At 65.3% G+C, this 24,329-nt stretch carries 28 protein-coding genes and 1 tRNA gene; 10 read left to right on the forward strand and 19 right to left on the reverse strand.

Annotated features, from left to right (window positions below):
- Nucleotides 1–31 precede the first annotated feature (31 nt).
- From SMA01S_RS15510 to SMA01S_RS15525, 4 genes are all read right to left on the reverse strand, one after another.
- Nucleotides 32–1,576, reverse strand: a complete 1,545-nt coding sequence (locus SMA01S_RS15510; RefSeq protein WP_245649305.1) for a Y-family DNA polymerase — start codon at nucleotides 1,574–1,576, stop codon at nucleotides 32–34.
- Nucleotides 1,512–2,267, reverse strand: a complete 756-nt coding sequence (locus SMA01S_RS25195) for an ImuA family protein (protein WP_066824267.1) — start codon at nucleotides 2,265–2,267, stop codon at nucleotides 1,512–1,514. Before SMA01S_RS25195 ends, SMA01S_RS15510 begins: the two co-directional genes overlap by 65 nt.
- Nucleotides 2,268–2,384: 117 nt before the next feature.
- Nucleotides 2,385–2,723 carry a hypothetical protein gene (locus tag SMA01S_RS15520; RefSeq protein WP_066824271.1) on the reverse strand — a complete coding sequence of 113 codons (339 nt, stop codon included), beginning with the start codon at nucleotides 2,721–2,723 and terminating at the stop codon, nucleotides 2,385–2,387.
- 230 nt (nucleotides 2,724–2,953) lie between these two features.
- Nucleotides 2,954–5,038 carry a malate synthase G gene (locus tag SMA01S_RS15525; protein WP_084250357.1) on the reverse strand — a complete coding sequence of 695 codons (2,085 nt, stop codon included), beginning with the start codon at nucleotides 5,036–5,038 and terminating at the stop codon, nucleotides 2,954–2,956.
- Nucleotides 5,039–5,182: 144 nt separating this feature from the next.
- Here SMA01S_RS15525 and SMA01S_RS15530 point away from each other — a divergent pair, with 144 nt between their 5' ends.
- From SMA01S_RS15530 to SMA01S_RS15545, 4 genes are all read left to right on the forward strand, one after another.
- Nucleotides 5,183–6,358, forward strand: coding sequence for an acetyl-CoA C-acetyltransferase (locus SMA01S_RS15530; RefSeq protein ID WP_066824277.1), 1,176 nt, complete (start codon nucleotides 5,183–5,185; stop codon nucleotides 6,356–6,358).
- 115 nt (nucleotides 6,359–6,473) lie between these two features.
- Nucleotides 6,474–7,256, forward strand: a complete 783-nt coding sequence (locus tag SMA01S_RS15535) for an SDR family NAD(P)-dependent oxidoreductase (protein WP_066824286.1) — start codon at nucleotides 6,474–6,476, stop codon at nucleotides 7,254–7,256.
- A gap of 119 nt (nucleotides 7,257–7,375) precedes the next feature.
- A complete protein-coding gene (locus tag SMA01S_RS15540) occupies nucleotides 7,376–8,413 on the forward strand; it encodes a CaiB/BaiF CoA transferase family protein (protein ID WP_066824289.1) in 1,038 nt (345 codons plus the stop codon).
- A gap of 17 nt (nucleotides 8,414–8,430) precedes the next feature.
- A complete protein-coding gene (locus SMA01S_RS15545; RefSeq protein ID WP_066824292.1) occupies nucleotides 8,431–9,591 on the forward strand; it encodes an alpha-hydroxy-acid oxidizing protein in 1,161 nt (386 codons plus the stop codon).
- An 8-nt stretch (nucleotides 9,592–9,599) separates the two neighbouring features.
- Here SMA01S_RS15545 and SMA01S_RS15550 read toward each other — a convergent pair whose 3' ends face one another.
- From SMA01S_RS15550 to SMA01S_RS15570, 5 genes are all read right to left on the reverse strand, one after another.
- Nucleotides 9,600–10,679, reverse strand: a complete 1,080-nt coding sequence (locus SMA01S_RS15550) for a PLP-dependent cysteine synthase family protein (protein ID WP_066824476.1) — start codon at nucleotides 10,677–10,679, stop codon at nucleotides 9,600–9,602.
- A gap of 50 nt (nucleotides 10,680–10,729) precedes the next feature.
- Entirely contained in the window at nucleotides 10,730–10,948 is a 219-nt protein-coding gene (locus tag SMA01S_RS15555; protein ID WP_066824296.1) for a hypothetical protein, read from the reverse strand.
- Nucleotides 10,949–10,971: 23 nt separating this feature from the next.
- Entirely contained in the window at nucleotides 10,972–12,852 is a 1,881-nt protein-coding gene (locus SMA01S_RS15560; protein WP_066824478.1) for a M1 family metallopeptidase, read from the reverse strand.
- Nucleotides 12,853–12,936: 84 nt separating this feature from the next.
- Nucleotides 12,937–13,185 (reverse strand): hypothetical protein, encoded by a 249-nt coding sequence (locus tag SMA01S_RS15565; protein WP_066824299.1) that lies wholly within the window; start codon nucleotides 13,183–13,185, stop codon nucleotides 12,937–12,939.
- A gap of 11 nt (nucleotides 13,186–13,196) precedes the next feature.
- Nucleotides 13,197–13,273, reverse strand: a tRNA-Arg gene (locus SMA01S_RS15570).
- A gap of 88 nt (nucleotides 13,274–13,361) precedes the next feature.
- On the opposite strand from SMA01S_RS15570, the gene SMA01S_RS15575 reads away from it, so the two are divergent.
- A complete protein-coding gene (locus tag SMA01S_RS15575; protein WP_066824302.1) occupies nucleotides 13,362–14,105 on the forward strand; it encodes a queuosine precursor transporter in 744 nt (247 codons plus the stop codon).
- 3 nt (nucleotides 14,106–14,108) lie between these two features.
- Here SMA01S_RS15575 and purQ read toward each other — a convergent pair whose 3' ends face one another.
- Both purQ and purS read right to left on the reverse strand, forming a co-directional pair.
- Nucleotides 14,109–14,777 carry a phosphoribosylformylglycinamidine synthase subunit PurQ gene (purQ, locus tag SMA01S_RS15580; protein ID WP_066824305.1) on the reverse strand — a complete coding sequence of 223 codons (669 nt, stop codon included), beginning with the start codon at nucleotides 14,775–14,777 and terminating at the stop codon, nucleotides 14,109–14,111.
- Nucleotides 14,774–15,001, reverse strand: coding sequence for a phosphoribosylformylglycinamidine synthase subunit PurS (purS, locus tag SMA01S_RS15585; RefSeq protein WP_066824307.1), 228 nt, complete (start codon nucleotides 14,999–15,001; stop codon nucleotides 14,774–14,776). Before purS ends, purQ begins: the two co-directional genes overlap by 4 nt.
- Nucleotides 15,002–15,158: 157 nt before the next feature.
- Between purS and SMA01S_RS24870 the strand changes: the two genes are divergently transcribed.
- Nucleotides 15,159–15,308, forward strand: coding sequence for a hypothetical protein (locus SMA01S_RS24870; protein ID WP_169804251.1), 150 nt, complete (start codon nucleotides 15,159–15,161; stop codon nucleotides 15,306–15,308).
- A 64-nt stretch (nucleotides 15,309–15,372) separates the two neighbouring features.
- On the opposite strand, the gene purC is transcribed toward SMA01S_RS24870, so the two are convergent.
- From purC to SMA01S_RS15600, 3 genes are all read right to left on the reverse strand, one after another.
- Nucleotides 15,373–16,152 carry a phosphoribosylaminoimidazolesuccinocarboxamide synthase gene (purC, locus tag SMA01S_RS15590; protein ID WP_066824309.1) on the reverse strand — a complete coding sequence of 260 codons (780 nt, stop codon included), beginning with the start codon at nucleotides 16,150–16,152 and terminating at the stop codon, nucleotides 15,373–15,375.
- Between the two features lie 99 nt (nucleotides 16,153–16,251).
- Nucleotides 16,252–17,151: a DUF4349 domain-containing protein gene (locus tag SMA01S_RS15595; RefSeq protein WP_169804252.1), complete on the reverse strand. Its 900-nt coding sequence runs from the start codon at nucleotides 17,149–17,151 to the stop codon at nucleotides 16,252–16,254.
- Nucleotides 17,152–17,361: 210 nt separating this feature from the next.
- A complete protein-coding gene (locus SMA01S_RS15600) occupies nucleotides 17,362–17,694 on the reverse strand; it encodes a UrcA family protein (protein WP_169804253.1) in 333 nt (110 codons plus the stop codon).
- Between the two features lie 103 nt (nucleotides 17,695–17,797).
- Between SMA01S_RS15600 and SMA01S_RS15605 the strand changes: the two genes are divergently transcribed.
- Nucleotides 17,798–18,730 carry a LysR substrate-binding domain-containing protein gene (locus SMA01S_RS15605; RefSeq protein WP_245649300.1) on the forward strand — a complete coding sequence of 311 codons (933 nt, stop codon included), beginning with the start codon at nucleotides 17,798–17,800 and terminating at the stop codon, nucleotides 18,728–18,730.
- On the opposite strand, the gene SMA01S_RS15610 is transcribed toward SMA01S_RS15605, so the two are convergent.
- The gene (locus tag SMA01S_RS15610) at nucleotides 18,727–19,572 is read right to left on the reverse strand and encodes an alpha/beta hydrolase (RefSeq protein WP_066824320.1); all 846 of its coding nucleotides are present in this window, start codon (nucleotides 19,570–19,572) and stop codon (nucleotides 18,727–18,729) included. The two genes, SMA01S_RS15605 and SMA01S_RS15610, sit on opposite strands and share 4 nt — an antisense overlap.
- Before the next feature lie 142 nt (nucleotides 19,573–19,714).
- Nucleotides 19,715–19,900: a hypothetical protein gene (locus tag SMA01S_RS15615; protein WP_066824323.1), complete on the reverse strand. Its 186-nt coding sequence runs from the start codon at nucleotides 19,898–19,900 to the stop codon at nucleotides 19,715–19,717.
- Nucleotides 19,901–20,016: 116 nt separating this feature from the next.
- On the opposite strand from SMA01S_RS15615, the gene gcvA reads away from it, so the two are divergent.
- Nucleotides 20,017–20,913, forward strand: a complete 897-nt coding sequence (gene gcvA, locus SMA01S_RS15620; RefSeq protein ID WP_066824326.1) for a transcriptional regulator GcvA — start codon at nucleotides 20,017–20,019, stop codon at nucleotides 20,911–20,913.
- A gap of 124 nt (nucleotides 20,914–21,037) precedes the next feature.
- Nucleotides 21,038–21,346 carry a hypothetical protein gene (locus SMA01S_RS15625; RefSeq protein WP_066824329.1) on the forward strand — a complete coding sequence of 103 codons (309 nt, stop codon included), beginning with the start codon at nucleotides 21,038–21,040 and terminating at the stop codon, nucleotides 21,344–21,346.
- Between the two features lie 138 nt (nucleotides 21,347–21,484).
- Here the strand turns inward: SMA01S_RS15625 and SMA01S_RS15630 are convergent, their stop codons facing one another.
- The 3 genes from SMA01S_RS15630 to SMA01S_RS15640 are packed head-to-tail and all read right to left on the reverse strand — an operon-like array spanning nucleotide 21,485 to nucleotide 22,466.
- The gene (locus SMA01S_RS15630) at nucleotides 21,485–21,685 is read right to left on the reverse strand and encodes a hypothetical protein (protein WP_066824332.1); all 201 of its coding nucleotides are present in this window, start codon (nucleotides 21,683–21,685) and stop codon (nucleotides 21,485–21,487) included.
- The gene (locus SMA01S_RS15635; protein ID WP_066824335.1) at nucleotides 21,685–21,993 is read right to left on the reverse strand and encodes a hypothetical protein; all 309 of its coding nucleotides are present in this window, start codon (nucleotides 21,991–21,993) and stop codon (nucleotides 21,685–21,687) included. Before SMA01S_RS15635 ends, SMA01S_RS15630 begins: the two co-directional genes overlap by 1 nt.
- Before the next feature lie 59 nt (nucleotides 21,994–22,052).
- A complete protein-coding gene (locus SMA01S_RS15640; RefSeq protein WP_066824337.1) occupies nucleotides 22,053–22,466 on the reverse strand; it encodes a MarR family winged helix-turn-helix transcriptional regulator in 414 nt (137 codons plus the stop codon).
- A 71-nt stretch (nucleotides 22,467–22,537) separates the two neighbouring features.
- Between SMA01S_RS15640 and SMA01S_RS15645 the strand changes: the two genes are divergently transcribed.
- Nucleotides 22,538–24,304 (forward strand): chloride channel protein, encoded by a 1,767-nt coding sequence (locus tag SMA01S_RS15645; RefSeq protein WP_066824339.1) that lies wholly within the window; start codon nucleotides 22,538–22,540, stop codon nucleotides 24,302–24,304.
- Nucleotides 24,305–24,329: the final 25 nt, after the last annotated feature.

Genomic DNA, 24,329 nt, shown 5'->3' on the forward strand with positions numbered 1-24,329 from the left:
TTCGCGCCTTTGCGCCTTTGCGTGAACAATATCATGCGAACAGCCCGTGAATGTACCAGCCAGGCTCGGTGACTTCGCCGTACAGGCCGTGGCGGAAGATCCAGAAGCGGCGGCCGCGGCGGTCTTCGACACGGTAATAATCGCGGGTCGGCGCCTGGCGGCTGCCCCACCAAGGGGTGGCGATCCGTTCGGGGCCTTCGACCCGGGCAACGTCGTGCAGGACACGACGCCAGCGGAATTGGCGCGGCGGGCCGTCGGGGACTTCGCTGGCGATCGAGTCGATCAATTGCGGCGGGTCGAACAAGTGGATCGGGCGCAACGGCGGCTCGCCGGTTTCGAGCTCGGGCCAGTCGCCCGGCGGAACGGGATCGGTGGCGGGCAGCATCAGTTCGGCCTGTTCGGGCAGATGGCGATCGCGCGGCACGAACCGCCGCACGCGTCCGCGTCCGACCCGGGTCGACAGCCGATCGATCAATTGCGCCAGCTCGGCTTCGCCGACCGCGCCGCCTTCGAGCCGCAACTGCGCCGCGTCGAGCCGCTCGGCGACCGGTACGTCGAGCCGGATCAGGTCGAACCCGAACCCGGGATCGATCGGATCGGCCAATGTCTCGATCCGTTCGCGGAACAGTCGCAACACCGCGGCCACGTCGCGGGTCGGCCGGCCGGTCTCGACCGCCATTCGCTGCACCAGCCCGTCGGTGCGGAAGAAGCGCGCCTCGAACCGGCGTCCGCCCTCATGGGTCTGATCGAGCCGGGCGGCGGCCTGGGCGATCAACTCGCCCAGCACGGTCAACGCGAATTCGGTGCGTGCGACGGGCTCGGCAAAACGCCGCTCGACGAACAACGGTGGCGCCACGATGCGCGGGGTCAGCGGGCTATCCGACTCGCCGATGATCCGACGGATCTGGGTCGCGGCATCGTTGCCGAACCGCGCGGCGATCGCCGACAAGGGACGCGCTACGACGTCGCCAACGGTCTTGAGCCCGGCGCGCTTCAACGCGGTCGTCGCTTCCTCTTCGAGCCCGAGCGCCACGACGGGCAAGCGTCTGACCGCTTCATCCTCGTTGGCGCCGACGCTGCGCCATCGCGCCAGCGCCCGCGCGGCATCGGGATTGGCGGCAAAGGCATGTTGTGCGGTAACGCCCAACCGGTCGAGTCTTGCCAGCACATCGGTTGCGAGCGCCGTTTCGTTACCTAGCAAATGGGCGCAGCCGGTGATGTCGAGCACCAGCCCGTCGGGCGCATCGAGCATCACCCAGGGCGTATAGCGCGCGCAGCCGTCAGCCAGCCGTTCGAGCCACAGATGGTCATCGTGCGGGACGTGGTCGAATGCTTCGAGCTCGGGCAGGCGCGCGCGGGCATCGGCCAGGGTCATGCCGCGCTCGATCCCCAGCCGCGCGGCTTCCTGATCGATTGCATGCACGCGCAGCGCGCTTTTGACCTTCTCGGTCAGCGCATAAGGCGCACCGGCACGGCCCGCGAACACATGCGGTCGCGTGATGCGAATGCGCTCAGCCGGCAGCCAGGGGAAGAACAGCGCCAGATAGCGCCTGCCCGTCGAGGGGCTGGAAAGCACGTCGTTCACGATTCCACTCCACGCGCCACCGACGTCCGGCGGGGCCGGCCCGGCGGCGCAACAATTCGAGATCGAAGGCAGGCGGCCCCGGCGCATCGGCGGCGAGCGCGATCGAGGGGGCAGAGGAGACCCGCCAACGTGTATCGGCGACGCTGGGGCTTTCGCGCGCCTCGCCGCGAAGCAGCAGCACGGTCACGCCCGATGCTTCCGCCGCCAGCATCAGCCGGCGCGTCGCGGTCAGATCGAGCGGCTTGGGCTCGCCCCAGCTCTCGACCACCAGCGCGCCGAGCCCGGCACACCGCGCGGCGTCGTTCGCGGCCTTGAGCAATGCCGCATCGTCGCCGAGCAGTCCGAGGATGAGATCACCGCCATGGAGGCCGATTTCGCCCAGTCCGCTGGCGTAAAGCTTGCCCGCCCGCCGTTCCGCCGCTTCGGTCCTGAGCCACAATAACGGCTTTCCGGCATCGATGCGCAGCGCCAGCATCGCGGCGAAGCCCGACAGGCTGCCGGCATCCTCGCTGTCGCCCGCCATCACTTCGTGCAAGCGGCCGCGCGCGAGCCCGCCGCCCAGCCAGGCATCGATTGCGGCATGGCCGGTGGCGAACCGCGCCGGGCCGCTCGAGACGCGCGTGCCTTCGATGCGTGCGACGCGGCGGCGCAATCGACTCAGCGAGGCAGGCGACTCGAGCATAAGATGTTCATGATATGTTCTTCAGGCGAAATTGCAATCGAATCCGCCGAGCACGCACAAACGAAAGCGGCGGCGAACCCCGGTCCGCCGCCATCTTCCCCCTGCAACCGCCTCGCGTCAGGTCGCGTTGACGGTCTGGCCTTTGCAGACGTTGACGTTGTCGAACTGCTGCGTGACCTCATCCGAGAACTGGATCTTGATGTCGTACAGGCAGACATCGCCCGTTCCGAGCGTGAAGTTGGACGAGCTCTTCGGCTTGATCGCATATTTCATGTCGACCTCATGCCAGGGGTCCTTCGACTCCCCCGCCCGGGCCGTCCAGACGCGCTGCACCGACACATCGGCATTGCCGTTATAAACAGTGAAATTGCGGCCCGTGTCCGCAATCGCCGGTGCCGCCACGATGCCAGCGATGAGCACGGCAACCGCCGTGCCAGCCTTGATTGCCTGTATCATCCCCGTAACCCCCAAACGTAGGTTGAACGAACCGGATGAATCCGGTGAGACCTACTTAATATAATTGGGACTATTTTGCACGCATTAAGTCAGCACCCTGATAAGGTTGGTTGCGGATCAAGCAATTATCGTATCCTCGTCTCGAAAATATAGCCAAGTTTCACATAATGTCGTGCGCAATACGATATGTATTGCAGTGTCTCTTTTGTACAATTTATAATATTTCGATCTCAGGACGCTTTTTTCTGCAATCTAAAACGATGAAGAAGGGGTTCGGTATAGCCGTTGGGCTGAACGGTTCCCTCGAACACCAGCGCGCGCGCCGCCTGGAAAGCCGCGCCCGCAGGATTGGCGACCAACGAACGATATGCAGGGTCGCCTGAGTTCTGCGTGTCGACCTTGGTCGCCATGCGCCCGAACGCCGCCTCGACCTCCTCCGGCGTGCAGACGCCGTGGAGGAGCCAATTGGCGAGCGCCTGGCTTGAGATGCGCAAGGTCGCGCGATCTTCCATCAATCCGATATCGTGGATGTCGGGCACTTTGGAACAGCCGACGCCCTGGTCGATCCAGCGCACGACATAGCCCAGAATGCCCTGGGCATTGTTATCGAGCTCGGCGCGCACCTCGTCCGGCGTCCAGTTGCGGCCGAGCGCGAGCGGTACCGACAGCAAGTCGTTCAGGCTCGCGATCGGCTCCGCCGCGCGCTCCTTCTGACGCGCGAACACATCGACCTGATGGTAGTGCGTCGCGTGCAAGGTCGCTGCAGTGGGTGAGGGGACCCAGGCGGTCGTCGCGCCGGTCATCGGATGGGCGATCTTCTGCTCGAGCATGTCGGCCATGCGGTCGGGCGCCGCCCACATCCCCTTGCCGATCTGCGCCTTGCCGCTGAGCCCGCAGGCGAGCCCGATCTGGACGTTGCGATCTTCATAGGCCTTGATCCAGGCGGAGGTCTTCATCTCGCCCTTGGGCACCATCGGCCCGGCCTGCATGCTGGTATGGATCTCGTCGCCGGTGCGATCGAGGAAACCGGTATTGATGAACGCGATGCGATCCTTCACCGCATGGATGCAGGCCGCGAGGTTTGCCGAGGTGCGGCGTTCTTCATCCATCACCCCGACCTTGATCGTGTTGCGCGCAAGTCCGAGCAGATCCTCGACCGCGTTGAACAGCCGGTTGGTGAAGGCGGCTTCGTCCGGCCCGTGCATCTTGGGTTTGACGATATAGATCGACCCGGCCGGACTGTTCCGGAAGCGGCCCAGGCCGTTCACGTCATGCAGCCCGATCAGGCTGGTCATGATCGCGTCGAGAATGCCTTCGGGCGCTTCGCCGCCATCGGGCAGGATCACTGCCGGGGTGGTCATCAGATGGCCGACATTGCGCACGAACAACAGGCTGCGTCCGCGCAGCACCAGCTCGCCGCCATCGGGCGCGGTGTAGCGGCGGTCGTCGTTGAGGCGGCGGGTCAGCGTCCGGCCGCCTTTCTCGAACGTATCCTCCAGGTCGCCGCGCATCAGCCCGAGCCAGTTGGCATAGGCCGCGACCTTGTCCTCGGCATCGACCGCCGCGACCGAATCCTCGAGGTCGACGATCGTCGTGACCGCGCTTTCCAGGATGACGTCTGCGATCCCGGCGGGATCGGTCTTGCCGATCGCATGCTCGCGATCGATCACCACTTCGATGTGCAGACCGTTGTGCCGAAATAGATAATTCTCGCCGGCGCGCCCGACGAGGAGCGTTGGGTCAGCCAGGACGGGATCGCCGGCCAGCGCGGCCCAGTTCCCGTTCGCCAGAGGCACTGCCTTGTCCAGGAACGCCTTTGCCCAGGCGATCACCTGGCTCCCACGCTCGGGATCGTAGCCGCCGGGCTTGGCCGTGCCCGGGATCGCGTCGGTGCCGTAGAGCGCGTCGTACAGGCTGCCCCAACGCGCATTGGCGGCGTTGAGTACGAAGCGCGCGTTGAGCACCGGCACGACCAGTTGCGGGCCCGCCATGGTCGCGACTTCGGCATCTACGTTCGGCGTCGTCACCGCAAACGGCGCGGGCTCGTCGACCAGATAGCCAATCGATTTCAGGAACGGCTGGTATTCGGCCTGGTCGATCGGCTCGCCCGCGCGCTGGGCCAGCCAGCCATCGATCTCCGCCTGGATCAGGTCACGCTTTGCCAGCAGCGCCGCATTGTCCGGAGCGAATCCCGCGAAAATCGCCGCGACGCCCGTCCAGAAGGCGTCGGCATCGATCCCCGTGTCCGGCAATGCGCGCGTCTCGACGAACTCGACGAGTTCACTCGCGATTTTCAGGCCGTTGCGATCGATCATGGTGCCTCCGGGCATGTGCTGCTCACAATGATGAGGGGGAGGAACCGTGCCAATACACGGACAGAACATACCGTCCACACGAAAATGCGCTTGCCGCAAGCGTAAACCAGTGGCTAACTGCAACGGAAAAATAGGAGAGCGAGGATGGCAGAGGCATATATCGTCTCAGCGGGCCGTACGGCCGGCGGACGGCGCGGCGGCAAGTTGAAGGACTGGCACCCGGCGGATCTCGCCGGCAAGGTGCTCGACGCGGTGGTCGAGCGTGCCGGGATCGACGGCGCTGCGGTCGAGGACGTCATCATGGGCTGCGTCATCCAGGCCGGCGAGCAATCGGGGCATATCGGCCGCAGCGCGGTGATGGCCTCGTCGCTTCCCGACAGCGTTCCCGCCGTCTCGATCGATCGCCAATGCGGTTCCTCGCAACAGGCGATTCAGTTCGCGGCGCAGGCGGTGATGTCGGGTACGCAGGACATCGTCCTTGCCGCCGGCGTCGAAAGCATGACCCGCGTGCCGATGGGCCTGGCCAGTTCCGCGCCTGCACAGCTCGGCATCGGCATCGGACCCTGGTCGCAGAAAATCAAGGACCGCTACGGCGTTCAGGGGTTCAGCCAGTTCGTCGGCGCCGGGATGATGGCGCAGAAATACGGCTTCAGCCGCGAACAGCTCGACGCTTTCTCGCTCGAAAGCCACAGACGTGCTGCCGCCGCCACGCAAGCGGGCGCGTTCGATGCCGAGATCGTGCCGATCGAGGTGGTCGACGAGGAGGGCAACACCGTCCTTCACGTGCATGACGAAGGCATTCGCTACGACGCGACTCCGGAATCGATGGCGAGCGTCAAGTTGCTCCAGGAAGGCGGCGTGCTGACCGCGGCGTCCGCCAGCCAGATCTGCGACGGCGCGTCGGGCGTGCTGATCGTCAGTGAACGCGCGCTCAAGGACCACGGCCTGACCCCGCTGGCGCGGATCCACAATCTGACGGTCACCGCCGGCGACCCGGTGATCATGCTGGAAGAGCCGCTGCCCGCGACGCAGCGGGCGCTGGCGCGTGCAGGCATGAAGATCGAGGATATCGATCTGTACGAAGTCAACGAGGCGTTTGCGCCAGTCCCGCTCGCCTGGCTCCAAGTGATCGGCGGCGACCACAGCCGGCTCAACGTCAATGGCGGTGCGATCGCGCTCGGCCATCCGCTGGGCGCGTCGGGCACCAAGCTGATGACGACGCTGCTCCACGCGTTGAAGGCGCGCGACAAGAAATGGGGCTTGCAGACGATGTGCGAAGGCGGCGGCATCGCCAACGTCACGATCGTCGAGCGGCTCTGAACAAGGCAAACAATCACCGTCATCCCAGCGAAAGCTGGGATCTCATGCGGCTTGTGCGTCGCGCTTCGGCTTGAGACCCCAGCTTTCGCCGGGGTGACGCTTAGAGGAGAGAAGAATGAAACTCGATAATTCGGTAGCCGCAGTCGTCACCGGCGGAGCCTCGGGCCTTGGCGCCGCGACGGCGCGCGCGCTGGCGGTCAAGGGCGTCAAAGTCGCGATCTTCGATCTCCAGGCCGAAAAGGGCGAAGCCCTCGCCAAGGAGATTGGCGGCGTGTTCTGCGAGGTCAATGTGACCAGCGACGAGAGCGTCGATGCCGGCTTCGCCAAGGCACGCGCGGCGCATGGCCAGGAACGCGTGCTGGTCTGCTGCGCGGGCACCGGCAATGCGGTCAAGACGGCCAGCCGATCGAAGGAAGACGGGTCGATCAAGCACTTCCCCCTGGAAGCGTTCAACTGGCTCATCCAGATCAACCTGGTCGGGACCTTCCGCTGCGTTGCCAAGTCGGCCGCGGGCATGCTGACGCTCGAGCCCGGCGTCGACGGCGAGCGCGGCGCGATGGTGATGACCGCGTCGGTCGCGGCCGAGGATGGCCAGATCGGCCAGGCGGCCTATTCGGCGTCGAAGGGCGGGGTGGTCGGCATGACGCTCCCGATCGCGCGCGACCTGATGAACGAGGGCATCCGGATCAACACGATCCTGCCCGGCATTTTCGAGACGCCTTTGATGCAGGGCGCCCCGCAGAATGTGAAGGACGCGCTCGCCGCCTCGGTGCCGTTCCCCAAGCGGCTCGGCAATCCGCCCGAATATGCGCAGCTGGCGCTGACGATGATCGAGAACGGCTATTTCAACGGTGAGGACGTCCGCCTCGACGGCGCCATCCGCATGGCGCCGCGGTGATCCGCAACAAGAGCCCCTCCCCTTCAGGGGAGGGGTAAGGGGTGGGGGATGCCTCGTAGAGCGCATCGTCCGTCGCTGCCCCACCCCAACCCCAGGGGCTAGAAGAAGCAGGAGAATCCATGCCCGGCCCACTCGCAGGCATTTGCATCATCGAACTCGCCGGGATCGGTCCGGGTCCGTTTTGCGGCATGATGCTTGCCGATCACGGCGCGGACGTCATTCGCATCGATCGGCCGGGCACCCAACCCAACCCGCGCGACCCGCTGCTCCGTTCGCGCACCACGATGCAGCTCGACCTCAAGTCGGCCGAGGACATCGCGAAGCTGCGCGACCTGGTGAAGACGGCCGACGGCCTGATCGAGGGATTCCGGCCCGGGGTTACGGAGCGCCTCGGCATCGGGCCGGACGTCCTGCTCGCCGACAATCCGAAGCTGGTCTATGGCCGCATGACCGGCTGGGGCCAGACCGGACCCTATGCCGCCGCCGCGGGCCATGACATCAATTATATCGCCCTGTCAGGCGCACTCGGCGCGATCGGTCGCGCCGGCGAGAAGCCGACGCCGCCGATCAATCTGGTCGGCGATTTCGGCGGGGGTGCGATGATGCTCGCGTTCGGCATGGTCAGCGCGTTGCTCGGGGTGAAGAATGGCGCGCCGGGGCAGGTGGTCGACTGCGCGATGACCGACGGATCGGCACTGCTCATGGCGATGATGTGGGGTTTTCGCGCGCAAGGAATGTGGAGCGATACGCGCGGCACCAACATGCTCGACACCGGCGCGCCCTTCTATGACACCTATGAGACCTCGGACGGCGGTTTCGTTGCGATCGGATCGATCGAGCCGCAATTCTATGCGTTGCTTCGTGAGACCCTGGATATTGCGGACGACGTGCTGTTCGACGCCCAATACGATCGCGCCCAATGGCCTGCACAAAAGGCGCGGCTGACCGACATTTTCAAATCCAGGACGCGCGACGAATGGTGCGCGCTGATGGAAGCGACCGACATCTGCTTCGCGCCGGTACTCGGCTTTGGCGAAGCGGTCACGCATCCGCACAATCGCGAACGCGGCACCTTCATCGAGGTGGGCGGCGTGCTCCAACCCGCACCCGCGCCGCGCTATTCGGCGACACCCTGCGATCCGCCGCGCCAACCCTGAACACCGGGAGAGGGACGATGCCGCATTTCGGCGATTATCAGAACGAGATCTACGGCGCCGGCTTGCGCGGCGTGCTGCCCAAAGTGCCGGTAGATTATGCGACGCTCGTCCAGCGCGCGACCGCGGGGATGCCGCCACACGTGCTGAACTATGTCCAAGGCGGCTGTGGCGACGAATGGACCCAGGACCAGAACGCCGGCGCATTCCATCATTGGGGCATGGTGCCGCGGATGATGGTCGGCACGACCAGCCGCGATCTGTCGACCGAGATTTTCGGCCACACCTATCATAGCCCGCTGTTCATGAGCCCGATCGGCGTGACCGGCATTTGCGGCCAGGACCAGCATGGCGATATCGCCGCCGCCAAGGCATCGGCGATGACCGGCGTGCCGATGACGGTCTCGACGCTGGGCAACGACACGCTGGAAGAAGTGGCGACACATCTCGGCGACACGCCGGGCTTCTTTCAGCTCTACACGCCGCGCGACAGGGACTTGGCGGAGAGCCTGATCCGTCGCGCCGAAGCAGCGGGCTATCGTGCGCTGGTGGTCACGCTCGACACTTGGGTGACCGGCTGGCGCCCACGCGACCTCAACGCCGGCAACTTTCCGCAGCTGCGCGGCCACGTGCTGACCAACTATTTCGCCGATCCGGTCTTTCGTAAGCTGCTCGGCAAGGACCCGGCTCAGGCGCTGCCCGAAGCGGTCATGCTGTGGGGCTCGCTGTTCGCGCGGCCGCTGACTTGGGACGACATGGCCTGGTTCAAGTCCGTCACCAAGATGCCGATCGTGCTCAAGGGCATCTGTCATCCCGAGGATGCGCGCAAAGCCGTCGATATGGGCGCCGATGCGATCTTCTGTTCGAACCATGGCGGCCGCCAGGCCAATGGAGGGATCGCTGCGATCGACATGCTGCCTGGCGTGGTCGAGGCAGCCGGCCACGTTCCAGTCTGGTTCGATTCCGGCATCCGCTCGGGCAGCGACGTGATCAAGGCGCTCGCGATGGGCGCGCGCGCGGTCGGGGTAGGGCGCCCGTTCGTCTATGGCCTGGCGCTCGACGGCGCCGAAGGCGCGGCACATGTCCTCAAATGCATCCTGGCCGAGGCAGATCTGATGATGGCGGTCAACGGCATGCCGACGCTTGACCATGTCCGCGCGGCTGGGGCGACGCGGCTGTAGAGCGCGGTTCAGTCAGCGCTCCACCCCAACCGGCCCGCCAGGTCCGCCGCGGCGGGTTCCCAGTCGATCCCGCACTGGCCGAGCCAGGCGTCGTCGAAATAGGTCGACGCGTAGCGATTGCCGTCGTCGCACAGAATAGTGACGATCGATCCCTCGACGCCAGCCGCCGTCATCTCCTCGGCCAAGGTTGCGCATGCCCACAAATTGGTGCCGGTCGACCCCCCGCACCGTCGACCCAGCCGCTCGCTGAGCAACCGCGCCGCGGCGATGCTGCGCGCGTCGGACACGACTTCCATCCGGTCGATCACTTCGGGAACGAACGAGGGCTCGACATGCGCGCGGCCGATCCCCTCGATGCGGCTGGCGCAGCGGTCGAGCTTGGCGACGCTGCGGTCGGCCCAATGGCGGTGGAACACCGATCCTTCGGGGTCGGCAACGCAGATCCGGGTCGCGAGGCGGCGATAGCGGCCATAGCGGCCGATCGTCGCCGAGGTGCCGCCGGTGCCCGCGCCGCACACGATCCAGTGCGGGATCGGATGCTGTTCGAGCGCCATCTGGGCGAAGATCGATTCGGCGATATTGTTGTTGCCGCGCCAGTCGGTCGCGCGTTCGGCGAAGGTGAACTGGTCCATGAACACGCCGCCGAGCTCGTCGGCGAGCCGCGCGGCCTCGCCCGCGGCTTCTACCGCCTGTTCGACGAAATGCGGCCGGCCACCATAGAATTCGATCTCGGCAATCTTCTCCGCCGAGGTGGCGCGCGGCACCACCGCGATGAAGGGCAGCCCCAGCATGCGCGCGAAATAGGCCTCCGACACCGCGGTCGATCCGCTCGACGCCTCGACGATCGTCGTATCCGGCCCGACTCGGCCGTTGCAGAGCGCGTAGAGGAATAGCGATCGTGCCAGGCGATGCTTAAGGCTCCCGGTCGGGTGGCTCGATTCGTCCTTCAGATAGAGCTGGACGCCGGGAAACCGCGGCAGCGGGATCGGGATGAGGTGCGTGTCGGCCGAGCGATTATAGTCGGCCTCGATCAGCCGGACCGCTTCGTCGGCCCAGGCGCGGTCATGGGGAGCGTGATTGGACGTCATGCCCGCGCGATCGACGCATGGCGCGCCCGCGTCAACCGTTGGCGAGACGATCATACCCGCCTCACCACTTCGCTCGTGGCAATCACTTCCCAAACGCCGTCGCCCAGCGGCCGCACCGGTTCGCCGCTGGCGAGCGCCCATCGCCGCGCGCCCGGATAGCTGCGCTCGCCGTTATCGGTCTGGCGGCGTTCGACATGCTGATACTCGATCACGACCAGCGGCGACCCGTCGTCACCGATGCAGCGTGTGCGTGAAATCTCCCGTTCCATTATCGGCACGCGTCGGAAGCGGGCTAGGACTTCGGACCGAGCATCTTGTCGATCGTCGCAGCAATCGTCGGGTGATATCCCTGGCGCGCGGTCGCATAGACTTTGCGCGCGATCGGCAAGCCCCAATCGCCCTGCGCCTTGAGCGCGGCATAGACTGGGAGGATCAGCAAGCCGCGCCCAACGCTCGGCAGATATTGCGCGATCGAGGGGACCGCCGGCTCGTAACGATTGCTGATCGCCAGCACGAGCCAGGCCGAGCGGATATAGGCGTTGCTCGATGCCGAGAGCCCCAGCGAGCGATCGAGCTCCGCGAGCCGCTGCGCCGATTGCTGTCGCGGCAGGCCGTTGAGGAATCGCAGCCATTCCTGTGTGGACCAATGCGACGTGTCGATCGAGCCGATCGGCGCGCCGCCCGCGACCGACGCCAGGGTCTGATCGATCCTGGCGAGCGTCGCGGAGCGGACATGGACCGCATTGTCCGGCAGTCCGGTTCCATAGGCCCATTGGTCGAGCTGCAACTTCGCCTCGAGCGTTTGATCGCCCTTGATCAGATTGGCGCGCAGGTCGGCGAGGAAACCCGCGGTGGTCTGCGGCTGGAAAGCGTGGCGATCGAAATAGGACCGCAGATACGTATCCCAACGCGCTCGGCCGACGGTATATTCGATCGTCCGCAGGAAGGTCGATCCCTTGGTGTAATCGAGCTCGCCATAGACGCCTTCGGGGTCGCCGTGCAGTCGCGTCGCCTTGGCATCGGGCGCCGCTTTCAGGTCGCGCTGAAGGTCGTCCCACGACAGGTCCGCCAGCGTCGCCGCGCGCTCCTTGCCATACAGCGCTTCGTCGATCCGGTTCTCGAAATAAGTCGTGAACCCCTCGTTGAGCCACGAATCCGACCAGGTGGCGTTGGTGACGAGATTGCCCGACCAGCTATGCGCCAGCTCATGCGCGATGACGTCGACATTCGACTTGTCGCCGGTGATGATCGTCGGCGTCGCGAAGGTGAGCGTCGGGTTCTCCATCCCGCCGAACGGGAAGGACGGCGGCAGCACCAGCACGTCGTACCGGCCCCAGCGATATTTGCCGTAGAGGCTCTCGGCGGTGGTCACCATCTTGCCGGCATCGGACAATTCGGCCGCGTCCTTGGCCAGCACTCTCGGTTCGCTGTAAATCCCGGTGCGCGCGTCGATTGCCTGGAAACGAAGATCGCCGACCGCTAGCGCGATCAGATAGGGCGGGACATTGTGGTCCATGCGGAACCGATAGCTGTGCCAGCCGCGCGCGGCGGGAATGCCGCCAGGTGTCAGCCGCTCGGCGCTCATCGTCGCGACAAGATCGGAGGGAACCGTGATCCTGGCCGACCAGCTCTGGCGGATACCCGGGCTGTCCTGGGTCGGAATCCAGCTGCGATTGTTGATGCTTTCGCCCTGGCTGAACAGATAGGGCTTCTTCTTGCCGGCAGTCAGCGCGGGCGCCAGCCAGCCGAGCGCGCGCGCCTTGGGATCGGACCGATAGGTGATGACGATCCGTCGCGCGGCGCCGATATCGATCGTCAGCGGCGCGCCCTTGTACTCGTCGCTGGCGCCGACCGTCCATTTGAGCGGACGCCCGCGCGCGTCGGTGATGCGCGAGATGACGAGGTCCTTGTCGTCGAGGATAATCTCGTGCGCGCCGGGCCGGGCGAGGATGTCGAGCGTCGCGGTGCCGCGCATGACATGCGCCGCGAAATCCGCGGTCAGGTCGAGATCGACATGGGTGACGCGGGCGATTTCCGGTCGGGCGTAGCTGAGCACGTCCTTCGCATCCGGGCTGGTCAGGATCGGTGACGGCGCATCGAGGGCGGCAGTCGCGACGGGCGCGATCGACGCCGAGGCGATCAATAGGGCGGAAGTGACGAAAGGAGGGCGCATCGCGGACTTTCCGGCATGGTGGATCAGCCCTTTGCTCTCCACCAATCGGCCTGTCGTTACAAGGCGAGCGGCGGCGTCACTCCTTTAGCCAAATGTGAGCAACAGCCGTTCGCATGCCGATTGCGGAAGCCGGGCGGACAAGGCGCGCGCGCGGGACAGGTGGCCTGCTCGGCGGACGGCATCGGGGAGGGTCGAAGCGACGTCGCGTTCGCGCGCGATCTCGCAACGCAAACGGCGCTCGTAATCGAACAGAAAAGGTGCGTCGCCGCGATCGAAGCCGGTCATGCCGAGCACAACGCGCCGATCGCGGATCGGATGCATGTCGAACGCCAATGGCCGAGGAATGGCGCGCCCGGCAGGACTCGAACCTGCAACTCCAAGCTTAGAAGGCTCGTGCTCTATCCAGTTGAACTACGGGCGCCCGATTCCCGCCTAGGGCGTTTGCGCGCGCCCGGCAACGCCCTCCGACGCGGATTGCAGGCGGATGGAACCTTGATCATAACGCCACCATGACCCAGGGGGAATCGACCGCGCCGCGCGCCGTGACGGCCAATACCGTCCACCATTTCCGCTATTACGATTTCGTCATGGCGGCGTTCGTCGCGATCCTGTTGCTCTCCAATGTACTGGGCGCGGGCAAGGTCGCGCAGGTCTGGCTGCCGGGGGTCGGCTATTGGCCGTTCGGCGCCGGAATCCTGTTCTTCCCGATCTCCTATGTGATCGGCGACGTGCTGACCGAGGTCTATGGCTATGCGCGCGCGCGTCGGGTGATCTGGGCGGGGTTCGGCGCGGTGCTGTTCATGGCGTTCATGAGCTGGGTGGTCGTCGCGCTGCCCCCGGCGCCCGATTGGACCAACCAGGCAGCGTACGAAACGATCTTCGGGCAGGTGCCGCGTATCGTGCTGGCAAGCTGCGCGGCGTTCTGGGCGGGCGAGTTCGTCAATTCGTTCGTGCTCGCCAAGATGAAGATCATGACGCGCGGCAAGCATCTGTGGACGCGCACGATCGGCTCGACGATCGCCGGGGAAGGGGTCGACAGCCTGATCTTCTATCCGCTCGCTTTCCTCGGGGCCACGGGCTGGACGACGAACCTCGTCATCACGGTGCTGTTCACGCAATGGTTCCTGAAAGTCGCGTGGGAAGTGCTGCTGACCCCGGTCACCTACATCGTCGTCGGCGGGCTCAAACGTGCCGAGGGCGTCGACGTGTTCGACGAGGGCACCGACTTCTCGCCGTTCAAGGCGAAAGTCTGACCGTCAGGCCGAGACGAGCTCCATCAGCCCTTCGAACAGCCGGCGGCCGTCGTCACCGCCATGCGCGGCTTCGATCTTGCGTTCGGGGTGCGGCATCAGGCCGAGCACGTTGCCCGCGGCGTTGAGCACGCCGGCGATGTGGCGTGCCGATCCGTTGACGTTGCCGGTATAGCGGAACGCGACGCGGCCTTCGCCTTCCAGCCGGTCGAGCGTCTCGGCGTCGGCGGTGTAATTGCCGTCATGATGCGCCACCGGAATCAGGATCGTCTCTCCCGCGGCATAGCGGCTGGTGAACACCGATTGCGCGTTGTCGACTGACAGTTCGACGTCGCGGCAGACGAAATTGAGGCCGGCATTGCGCATCAGCGCGCCGGGCAGCAGCCCCGCTTCGGTCAGCACCTGAAAGCCGTTGCACACGCCGAGCACCGGTACGCCGCGCTCGGCGGCGTCGATCACCGCGCGCATCACCGGCGACCGTGCCGCCATCGCGCCCGACCGCAGATAGTCGCCGTACGAAAATCCGCCCGGCAACGCGACCAGATCGGTGCCAGCGGGGAGTTCGGTCTCGCCATGCCACACCATGTTGGGCTTCCGCCCCATGATCGACTCGATCGCCACCGCAAGGTCGCGGTCGCAATTGGAGCCTGGGAAAACGACGACCGCGGCGGTCACCGCTCGATCCTGTAATTTTCGATCACCGTATTGGCGATGAGCTTGCGGCACATCCCGTCGAGGTCCTCGTCGGTCACCGAGTCGGCGACGTCGAGCTCGATCACCTTGCCGGCGCGGATGTCATTGATGCCGCCAAAGCCCAAGCCTTCGAGTGACTTGTGGATCGCCTTGCCTTGCGGGTCGAGCACCCCAGGCTTGAGGGTGACGACGATGCGAACCTTCATGGAGCGGCGCTTTCCTGGCTGAAACGGAGTCGGCGCCCCTATGGCCGCGCCAGCGGTTCGCCGCAAGTTTTACACTTCGTTTACCCGCGAAGCGCAGCGTTTCGTCCAGCGGGCGACTCGCTGAGGGGTCGCGCTCGCCTGATTAGGGGGTTCGGACATGGCCGGACTGGCAATGGTGATGTTCATCGCGCTGTTCACCTTCGGTGGACAGTATTTCGGTTGGACCGACTCTGGGGGGTGGATTCAGCTGTCGCTGGTGTCGTCGTTCATCTTCGGAATCATCTGCGGATTCCGGGTCAAGGACTGACGCTTCCTTGTTTCAGCCAAGCTGAAACGATCGCGACGCCGACCAGCGACGCCGCAAATCGCGCTTATTTGCCCCGGTTCTGGCGATGCGTTTCGAGGTCGAGGACCGCGCCGTCGGCGCCTTCGGGCAACAGCCCCAGCCGGCGGGCGACTTCTTGATAGGCCTCGACTTCGCCGCCCAGATCGCGGCGGAACCGGTCCTTGTCGAGCTTCTCGTTGGTGGCCATGTCCCACAGCCGGCAACCATCGGGGCTGATCTCGTCCGCCAGGATGATGCGGCTGTAATCATTGTCCCAGATTCGCCCGAATTCCATTTTGAAGTCGACCAGCCGAATGCCGATCCCGGCAAACAGGCCACACAGGAAATCGTTGGTCCGGATCGCCAGGTCGGCGATGTCGTGCATCTCCTCCTGGCTGGCCCAGCCGAACGCCGCGATATGCTCATCGGTGATCATCGGATCGCCGAGCGCGTCGTCCTTGTAATAATATTCGATAATGGTGCGCGGCAGCTGGACGCCTTCCTCGATCCCCAGCCGCTTCGACAGCGACCCGGCGGCGACATTGCGCATCACCACCTCGATCGGCACGATCTCCACCTGGCGGATCAGTTGCTCGCGCATGTTGAGGCGGCGGATGAAGTGCGTCGGCACCCCGATCATCCCGAGCAACGTGAAGATGTGCTCGGAAATCCGGTTGTTGAGCACGCCCTTACCGCTGATCGTGCCCTTTTTCTGCGCGTTGAACGCGGTCGCGTCGTCCTTGAAATACTGGATCAGCGTGCCCGGTTCGGGACCCTCGTAGAGGATCTTGGCTTTGCCTTCGTAAATCTGGCGGCGGCGTGCCATATTCGGCGCTTACCTTTGTAAAATGAGCGCCCCGGCAACGCGGATAGCGCGCCGGGGCGGGAAGCAACGGCCTATACCGGAACGACTGCGCCGGTGCAATCACGCGAGGGGCGGGGCATCGTCGGATGGTAGCGACTCGATGTCCGTGGCGGGCGCTCGCGCCCAACGCCGCCTCGCCGCGCGGGCGGCGAGGAAGATGCCAATTCCCACTACAGCCCATGGCGCGAGGAAGATCGCCAAGCGCAGGATCGCGTAAAGTGCCGAGGTGAAGAATCCCCAGGATTGGCCGACCGTCTCGCCCAACGGGCCTTGATCGGGCGCGCCGGCGACTGCGGCGGCATAGTCGATCTCGACATCGGACATCGCTACGCGGCCCTGCAATTGGATCAGCCAAGCCTTGGCCTGATCGAGTTCCTCTTGCGCGGCTGCCACGCTGCGCTCGGCCTCGACCAATTCGCTCACCTTTCCGGTGCGCGACTGAAGGATTTGGGTCAGCCGTTGGACCAGCAATTCGCGCTGGCGGATCCGCGCGCTGGTGTCGGAAATCTCTTTCGATACGTCCTCGGCACTGATCGATTGATCCACGGCTCGACCGCCGGCCTTGGCGACCGAATCGACCAGGGTCGCACTGAACCGCCGCGCGACGTCGCTGGCGACGCGTAGCTTTAACGAGGCGGCGCTGCCATTCCCGCTGCTGCTTTCGGATGAGACGAGTTGGCATCGCGCCAGCCCCAGTTTGTCGCAAGCCGCGATATGCATTTGCTGTGTCGACGCGACCCGATCGGCGGGGAGCCGAAAGCTGTACTTATAGTCATAGGCGATCTGGGGGAGCGTGACTGTCAGCGGCGTGGCTGTTGTTTCGTCACCCTTGCCTTCATTTGCCGTATCGCCCGGCGGGGCAGCTGGGGCGACGTCATAGGCATTGAGCTTTTCGGCCGCTTTACGGCTCGACACCTGACTGCATCCGGTAAGGATGAAGCACAGGATAGTGGACGACATCAGAACGATCCGCACGATGCTCTCTCCCGATGACTTGATACACAATCTCATTGATATGATATTGCGTCAAGGCGTGTCGGAAAGGCGACTAATCGGATCGCGTGCTACTTCCGGGATTGCCGATGGCGGGACTGGCGATCACTCCTGATGGACGCCTGCCGGCGTAGGCAATCCATCAGAGCGCTTAATTGATCGAGTGAAGTTCGGACATCATTTGGCGAGGGCGAGTTCGACCCCAGTCTCGCCGTTCTTTCTCGCATCGATGGCGGCGATCAGCGCACTGCGCTGGCGACGGGCACTGGTCGCGGCGACCGACCGGCAACGGTCGTTCGAGAGGATACCGGTGCGTGGCGCGGCATCGGCCGCGGCGCATACCTGATCGATCGCCACGCGCAGGCGACGGTCGAGCGTTTTGCGGCCGATCGCGGTCGAGAGGTCGAGGTCGGCGGTCGTGACGCGGGCGGTCGGAGGGACCGGCTTGTCGCCGGCAAAAGCGGGAGCCGCGGCGAGCAGCAAGGCGGTCATCATCAAGGGCTTGAACATCTTCTTTCTCCTGTCGTCGCCGGGGGGTGGCGACGACGCCGATATGCCGCGCGCCGCGCCCCGGCTCCAATCGAACGTTGAGAACAAGCCATAAATCTGCTTTATGCCTGCAATGGTCGCCATTCCTCCCCTCGGCGCGGTGCGCGTGTTCGAAGCCGCTGCGCGGCTCGGCAATTTCACGCGTGCCGCCGAAGAACTGGGCACGACCCAGGCGGCGGTGAGCTATCAGATCAAGGTGATCGAGGAGCGGGTCGGCGCGCCCTTGTTCGCGCGCAAGGGGCGCGGGGTCGAACTGACCGAACTCGGCCAATTGATCGCGCCGCAAGTGACCAGCGCGTTCGAGAAGCTCGACGAGGCATTCCGTGCCGCGCGCAGCGATAATGAGACGATGCTGACGGTCAGCGCGCCGTCGACCTTTGCGACCAACTGGCTGTCGTCACGCATCGGCGAATTCCAACTCGCGCGGCCCGATCTGGCGGTGCGGCTCCGCGTGTCGGACGCGCTGACCGAGTTCGATCGCGGCGAGATCGATGTTGCGATCCGCGGGGCGCCGACGCCATGGCCGGGGCTGGAAGCGGACTTCCTGATGCGGATGCCGTTCACGCCGCTGGCGAGCCCGGGGTTCCTTGCCGGTCATCCGCCGGTCAAAACCGTCGACGACTTGCTGGCGCTGCCGCGGCTGTCGCCGGGGGACGGCTGGTGGCGATTATGGCTGGAAAGCGTTTTGGGGGATCAACCCGGCGACTCGCCGCCCAGCGTCCAACTCGAATCGCAAGTATTGCAGGGTCAGGCAGCGATCGCCGGGCACGGCGTTGCGGTGCTCAGCCCGCCCATGTGGCAGCGCGCGATCGATGCCGGCCAATTGGTCCAACCAATCAAGCGTATCGCTTATTGGCGCAACAGCTTCTGGCTGGTCTATCCCACGCATCGCAAGCGACAGCGCAAGGTCGCGGCGTTTCGCACCTGGCTACTCGCCGAAGTGGCGGCCTCGCTCCACGACGATCCGTTCGGCGCGTTGGTCCCGCCGTCGGTCTAACGACCGGTCGCGGTAAAGGCAGCGGCGATCAGCTGCTTGGTCACCGTCCAAGCGGCGGTGCCGGGCGTTACCAACTCGACATGCCCAGTATCCGGCACCGTGTGCAGGATGGCCTCATCGCCCGCTTTGGCGGCATAATCCGTCGCCAGTCGATACGGTACGATGCGATCCTCGCGGCCATTGACCAGATCGTGGCGCACGCCGATCGGCAGCAAGTACGGTATCGAGGTGTCGGCATAAACATCGCGCCCGTTACTGTCCGGCGCGCCGACCAGATCACGGATGACGTCGATGCCGCAGCCATTGTCGGGGCTGGCCGCGACCGCCTCGAGGTCTGGCAGCGCGCCGCAGGCGACGACATGAGCGATCGCGAGCGGGGTTGCGCACCACAGCGGGCTGTCGGACGGCAGCCGACGCCGCCCCGCCAGCCACAGCGCCAGATGCCCACCCGCCGAATGGCCGATGGCGACGATGCGGCGCAGGTCGAGCCCGTATTTGGGGGCATAGCCGCGCAAGGCGTCGGCCGCCGCGGCGGTGTCGCGAAAGGTGCCGGGATAGCCGCCGCCCGGGCGGTCGACGCCGCGATAATCGACGTTCCACACGGCAAAGCCGTCCCGGCGCAGATCTTCGGCCGTCCAATTCATCAGCGTGCGATCGGCGATGCTCGTCGTCCAGCATCCGCCATGGACCATCAGCACGGTGGGGAAGGGGCCGGTGCCGTCTGGCAACCACAAATCGACGCGCTGCCAGGGGTCGTCGCCATAGGCGATCGCCGCCTGCGGCTCGGGGCGCGGGCGCGCGGTCAGGTCTGCCCAGGTTAGCGGCACGAAATCGTCGCTCATGTGAAGGGAAAAGACCGGCGGCGCGCCGAAGGCAAGAAGGAAGCGGATCCTGCCGTCCGATCGACGCCGCCGGAGAAGCGTAGGTCCTGAATGGGCCGGGCGCGCATGGGGGCACGCGTCCCGGCCCTGGGGCTGCCGCGGTTCACCGCAGCCCGGAGATGCGAACCTTGCGCCAAACGCGGTGCCACGGCGCATCGAACTGCGCCCGGTTGAGCGCCTCGAAACTGTCGCTGACTTTTGCAGCGAGATCGCTGCCCAGCTTATCGACGTCCGCCGTCAAGCGGTGTTTGTTCGCGGCCCAGTCGCCGCTCAGGAAATCATCGCGCATGGCTCAATCCTCCTCATAAAATCCGGCGTTGGCGATGAGGTGGATATGCTCGTATCGGCGTCGGTTCGCCAACAAATCGTTGGACATGATCGACAAGCCATGCTTATCAAGTCTGCATGCGCCGCCTGCCGCCCCTTGCCGCTGTTCGCGTGTTCGAAGCTGCCGCCCGGCATGAGAATTTCACTGCCGCCGCGAACGAACTCGGCATGACCCAGGCGGCGGTCAGCTATCAGGTCAAGTTGCTCGAGGAGCGGCTCGGCGCGCCGCTGTTCCGCCGCGAGAAGCGCCGCGTGGTGCTGACCGATGCGGGCCGCAAGGCTGCTCCCCAGATCACCCGCGCGTTCGATGCGATGGACGCCGCGTTCGGTGCGATCCGCGCGGACGATGCGGCGGTGCTGACCGTGTCGACCTCGAATACGTTCGCCAATACCTGGCTCGCCTGGCGGCTCGGCAGTTTCCAGATGAACCATCCGGAGATGGCAGTGCGCCTGCTGACCAGCGACGCGCTGGCGGACTTCGTCAGCGACGATGTCGATATCGCGATCCGTGCCGGTCTGGGCGGATGGGAAGGGTTGCACGAGGAATTGCTCGTGCGGATCGACTTCACGCCGATGTGCTCGCCCGGATTCCTGAAGCGCCACGGACCGTTCAAGGCCGAAGACATGCTGCGCATCCCGCAGATCAGCCCGCACGATCCGTGGTGGCCGTTCTGGCTGCGTGAAGCCGGGGTCGAAGTACCCGACGGCCCGCCGCGGGTCGGGGTCCGCCTCGACAGCCAGGCGCATGAAGGACATGCCGCGATGGCGGGGCAGGGAATGGCGATGCTGACGCCCTTCTTCTGGCGCAACGATCTGGCCGAAGGACGGTTGGTGCGGCCGTTCGAGCAAGTCTCGACGCGCGGCTATGCTTATTGGCTATGCTATCCCGAAGCGCGGCGCGGCGTTGCCAAGATCCGTCGTTTCCGGGAATGGCTGCTTGCCGAACTCGCCCGCGATCTGCCCAGCCCGGTCTGATCGCGCCATCGGCGGGCATGTCGCATTCCACCAATACGCTTGAGACGGGCGAGCCTATTTCTCCTGGGGTCGAGAGCCGCTCTCCGCTCCCGGAGTGCGCTCTCGCTTTGGCAGGGAGGATGGCATGGCCGATCTCATGAAACCTGCGCTGGCGGCGGCGGTATCGATGCTGGGCTTGTCGCTGGGCGTAACCGACGCGGCGGCGCAGAAGCAGCCCGGCGTACCGACGGGCGACACGCAAGGCGTTCTGATCGGGCTGGACAAGCCGGACAGCACCCAGATCAAGAGCACCCAGATCAAGGCGCCGACCAGCAATCAGTGGAAATCGCCCGAGAGCAGCCAGATCAAGGGCGAAGGGCCGGTCAGCAACCAGTTGAAAGCGCCCTCGAGCAATCAATGGAAAGCGCCGTCGAGTAATCAGATCAAATGGTAGGCCTAAATCTCCCCTCCCGCTTGCGGGAGGGGCTGGGGGAGGGCCTGTTTCTTCCGTCGACCCGCTAGACACCCCCTCCGCTAACCCCTCCCACAAGTGGGAGGGGAAGGATTGCGATCCGCTGAAGTCTCCCTTGCGTCAATTCCTCGGCGCACCAATCAGCGCGGTGCGCGCCGCGCGCGCCGCCATGCGGCGATCCAGAAGTGCACCGGACGTGCCGACCGATCCCTCGCGCATGATCCGTTGCGCGACGTGTTCCAGTTCGTCCGGCCGCGGTGCGCGATCCTGGGCGATGCAGGCGGCAAGCACCGGGTAAAGCGGCGGATAGTGCGCAATCATCAGCCGTGCAGCGGTTCGTCGACGCCAGGGCGTTTCCGTTCGATCCACGCCGCGCGCCAGGCGCGGCCCTCGATCCAGAAGGGGATGGCCGCCAGCAACGCGAATACCAACGTCATGCGCAGGAACTCGCTGCGCGGCAGCATGTTGGCCGCCCATAATATCACCGGCAGGATGACGATTGGGGGTCCCCAGGCGGGATGGCGGATCAGTCGAAACGCGCTCCACAGCAACCAGCACAGCAGGATCGCGGCGGCGATGCTGCCGACGACCAAGCCTATCGATTCGACGATCACCAGCAAGATTTGCATCCGACCATCCTCCTGATCGGAAATATATATCGTAGTGCGATATAAATCAAGGATGAGCGTCAAGCGATCGTATCGAGCAATTGTTTCAGCATCGGGCGCATCCGGACGATTTCGTCGCGGTGCACGGCCGATAAGCGTTCGAGAATCTCGCGCGCCTTTGGAGTCAGCTCCAGCAACGCCTGGCGGCCGTCCTGCGGCGACGGCCGGCGCGCGATCAGCCCCAGCGTTTCCAACCGGACGATCAGCCCCGATGCGCTGTGCGGCTTCACGAACAGGCGTTCGGCGACATAGCCGATGCTGACCGGCCTGGACGCCGCGCCGCGAATGGTAAGCAGCACCTGATGCTGTTGCGGCGTCAGGCCGAAATCGGCTGCCCGCTCTTCGCTGAACGCCTGGAACTGGCGCAGGGTGCGGCGAAAATCGGCCAGCGCGGCATATTCGGCGTCGCTCAGCTCATGTCCGCTCGGCATCATTCGTCATCCTCGGTTGAACTATATCGCGCCGCGATATAGTTGCGCGGCGTCTCCCTACAAAACAGGACGCCATGTCACTCCATTCCACGTCCGCCGACAAGGCGCGTCCGCTAGGCGATCACAGCGCCGATTTGCGCATGATCATGCTGACCGCCGCTGCGATCCCGGTCGGGATCGGCGCGGCGCTCGGCGCGTGGCTGTTGATTCGTCTGATCGCGATTGCGACCAACCTGTTCTGGTTCGGCCGATTGTCGGCAAGCCCGACGGATATCACCAGCGCGCATCTCGGCCTGCTGACGGTGGCGATCCCGGCGATCGGTGGGTTGCTGATCGGGCTGATGGCACGGTTCGGGTCGGAGAAGATTAAGGGACACGGCATCCCCGAAGCGATCGAGGCGATCCTTTATGGCGAGAGCCGGCTGTCGCTGAAGGTCGCGTTGCTCAAACCATTGTCCTCGGCGATCTCGATCGGCAGCGGCGGTCCGTTCGGCGCCGAGGGGCCGATCATCATGACCGGCGGCGCGATCGGGTCGTTGTTCGCGCAGCGTTTCCGGCTGAGCGCGGCCGAACGCAAGACGCTCCTGGTGGCGGGCGCCGCTGCCGGCATGACCGGCATTTTCGGCACGCCCTTGGCGGCGATCCTGCTGGCGATCGAGGTGTTGTTGTTCGAGTGGAAACCGCGCAGCTTCGTGCCGGTGGTGACTGCGGTGCTCGTGTCGTTCGCCTGCCGTCCGATGCTGCTCGGTTCGGGCGCGCTCTTCCCGTTTCCGGCGGTGGCGCTCGACTGGTGGCAGGCGGCGTCGGGGTCGCTCGCCACCGGGATATTGGCTGGGCTCGAAGCGGCGCTGCTGTCGGTGGCGCTATACAAGGTCGAGGATCTCTTTCACCGCCTGCCGGTTCACTGGTTCTGGTGGCCCGCGCTTGGCGGGATCGTCGTTGGGTTGGGTGGGCTGATCGACGCGCATGTGCTCGGCGCCGGCTATTCGAACATCCAGGCGTTGCTTGACGGATCGATGACGTTGCGCGTCGTGCTTGCCTTGCTGGTGGTCAAGGCAGTGGTCTGGCTGATCGCTTTGGGATCGGGAACGTCGGGCGGTGTGCTCGCGCCGTTGCTGATCCTGGGCGGCGCGCTCGGGGTCGCGCTCGGCCAATTCCTGCCCGGGCCGGCCGGCTTCTGGGCAATGGCAGGGATGGCCGGGATCATGAGCGGCGCGATGCGCGCGCCGCTGACCGGCGCTTTCTTCGCGGTCGAGGTGACGGGGCATTTCACCGATCTGCCCGCGATGACTGCGGCCTCGGTGGGCGCCTATGCGGTCAGCGTGTTGATCATGCGCCGCTCGATCCTGACCGAGAAGATCGCGCGCCGCGGGCGCCACATCCTCCAGGAATATACCGTCGATCCGCTCGATTTCCTCCAGGCCGATCAAATGATGACGCGCGATCCCGAGACCTTGCCCGGCGACATGCCGATCCGCGACGTCGTCGCCTTCTTCGCCGATCATGCGACGCATCGGTCCTATCCGGTGGTAGGGAAGGGCGATCGCCTACTCGGCCTCGTATCGCGGTCCGATGCGCTGCGCTGGCAAGTCGAAGGGGGCCAGTTGGACATACCGCTTGCCGACATCCTCTCCGACGCCTCGCAGCCGATGGCCTATCGCCATTCGCCGATCGGGGAGGTCGCCGATCTCATGGTCGAAACCGGGATCGGCCGCGTGCCGATCGTCGATCCCGCCAGCGGCAAGGTGGTCGGCATCCTGTCGCGCCACGATCTGCTGAAGGCGCGCGGTGAGCGCCGCCGCGCCGAATTCGAGCGCGAACGCGGCGCGGCCACCGGCTGACAGCGGGCCGGACCCATCCACACCT

Origin of the sequence: Sphingomonas mali NBRC 15500 (assembly GCF_001598415.1) — a bacterium.
GTDB lineage: Bacteria > Pseudomonadota > Alphaproteobacteria > Sphingomonadales > Sphingomonadaceae > Sphingomonas > Sphingomonas mali.

What these genes read in the sequence shown, in the direction of transcription:
- SMA01S_RS25195 (WP_066824267.1), bottom strand. Translation starts at nt 2,267, where the DNA reads ATGCTCGAGTCGCCTGCCTCGCTGAGTCGATTGCGCCGCCGCGTCGCA.
- SMA01S_RS15520 (WP_066824271.1), bottom strand. Translation starts at nt 2,723, where the DNA reads ATGATACAGGCAATCAAGGCTGGCACGGCGGTTGCCGTGCTCATCGCT.
- SMA01S_RS15525 (WP_084250357.1), bottom strand. Translation starts at nt 5,038, where the DNA reads ATGATCGATCGCAACGGCCTGAAAATCGCGAGTGAACTCGTCGAGTTC.
- SMA01S_RS15530 (WP_066824277.1), top strand. Translation starts at nt 5,183, where the DNA reads ATGGCAGAGGCATATATCGTCTCAGCGGGCCGTACGGCCGGCGGACGG.
- SMA01S_RS15535 (WP_066824286.1), top strand. Translation starts at nt 6,474, where the DNA reads ATGAAACTCGATAATTCGGTAGCCGCAGTCGTCACCGGCGGAGCCTCG.
- SMA01S_RS15540 (WP_066824289.1), top strand. Translation starts at nt 7,376, where the DNA reads ATGCCCGGCCCACTCGCAGGCATTTGCATCATCGAACTCGCCGGGATC.
- SMA01S_RS15545 (WP_066824292.1), top strand. Translation starts at nt 8,431, where the DNA reads ATGCCGCATTTCGGCGATTATCAGAACGAGATCTACGGCGCCGGCTTG.
- SMA01S_RS15550 (WP_066824476.1), bottom strand. Translation starts at nt 10,679, where the DNA reads ATGACGTCCAATCACGCTCCCCATGACCGCGCCTGGGCCGACGAAGCG.
- SMA01S_RS15555 (WP_066824296.1), bottom strand. Translation starts at nt 10,948, where the DNA reads ATGGAACGGGAGATTTCACGCACACGCTGCATCGGTGACGACGGGTCG.
- SMA01S_RS15560 (WP_066824478.1), bottom strand. Translation starts at nt 12,852, where the DNA reads ATGCGCCCTCCTTTCGTCACTTCCGCCCTATTGATCGCCTCGGCGTCG.
- SMA01S_RS15575 (WP_066824302.1), top strand. Translation starts at nt 13,362, where the DNA reads ATGACCCAGGGGGAATCGACCGCGCCGCGCGCCGTGACGGCCAATACC.
- purS (WP_066824307.1), bottom strand. Translation starts at nt 15,001, where the DNA reads ATGAAGGTTCGCATCGTCGTCACCCTCAAGCCTGGGGTGCTCGACCCG.
- SMA01S_RS24870 (WP_169804251.1), top strand. Translation starts at nt 15,159, where the DNA reads ATGGCCGGACTGGCAATGGTGATGTTCATCGCGCTGTTCACCTTCGGT.
- purC (WP_066824309.1), bottom strand. Translation starts at nt 16,152, where the DNA reads ATGGCACGCCGCCGCCAGATTTACGAAGGCAAAGCCAAGATCCTCTAC.
- SMA01S_RS15595 (WP_169804252.1), bottom strand. Translation starts at nt 17,151, where the DNA reads ATGTCGTCCACTATCCTGTGCTTCATCCTTACCGGATGCAGTCAGGTG.
- SMA01S_RS15600 (WP_169804253.1), bottom strand. Translation starts at nt 17,694, where the DNA reads ATGTTCAAGCCCTTGATGATGACCGCCTTGCTGCTCGCCGCGGCTCCC.
- SMA01S_RS15605 (WP_245649300.1), top strand. Translation starts at nt 17,798, where the DNA reads ATGCCTGCAATGGTCGCCATTCCTCCCCTCGGCGCGGTGCGCGTGTTC.
- SMA01S_RS15610 (WP_066824320.1), bottom strand. Translation starts at nt 19,572, where the DNA reads ATGAGCGACGATTTCGTGCCGCTAACCTGGGCAGACCTGACCGCGCGC.
- SMA01S_RS15615 (WP_066824323.1), bottom strand. Translation starts at nt 19,900, where the DNA reads ATGCGCGATGATTTCCTGAGCGGCGACTGGGCCGCGAACAAACACCGC.
- gcvA (WP_066824326.1), top strand. Translation starts at nt 20,017, where the DNA reads ATGCGCCGCCTGCCGCCCCTTGCCGCTGTTCGCGTGTTCGAAGCTGCC.
- SMA01S_RS15625 (WP_066824329.1), top strand. Translation starts at nt 21,038, where the DNA reads ATGGCCGATCTCATGAAACCTGCGCTGGCGGCGGCGGTATCGATGCTG.
- SMA01S_RS15630 (WP_066824332.1), bottom strand. Translation starts at nt 21,685, where the DNA reads ATGATTGCGCACTATCCGCCGCTTTACCCGGTGCTTGCCGCCTGCATC.
- SMA01S_RS15635 (WP_066824335.1), bottom strand. Translation starts at nt 21,993, where the DNA reads ATGCAAATCTTGCTGGTGATCGTCGAATCGATAGGCTTGGTCGTCGGC.
- SMA01S_RS15640 (WP_066824337.1), bottom strand. Translation starts at nt 22,466, where the DNA reads ATGATGCCGAGCGGACATGAGCTGAGCGACGCCGAATATGCCGCGCTG.
- SMA01S_RS15645 (WP_066824339.1), top strand. Translation starts at nt 22,538, where the DNA reads ATGTCACTCCATTCCACGTCCGCCGACAAGGCGCGTCCGCTAGGCGAT.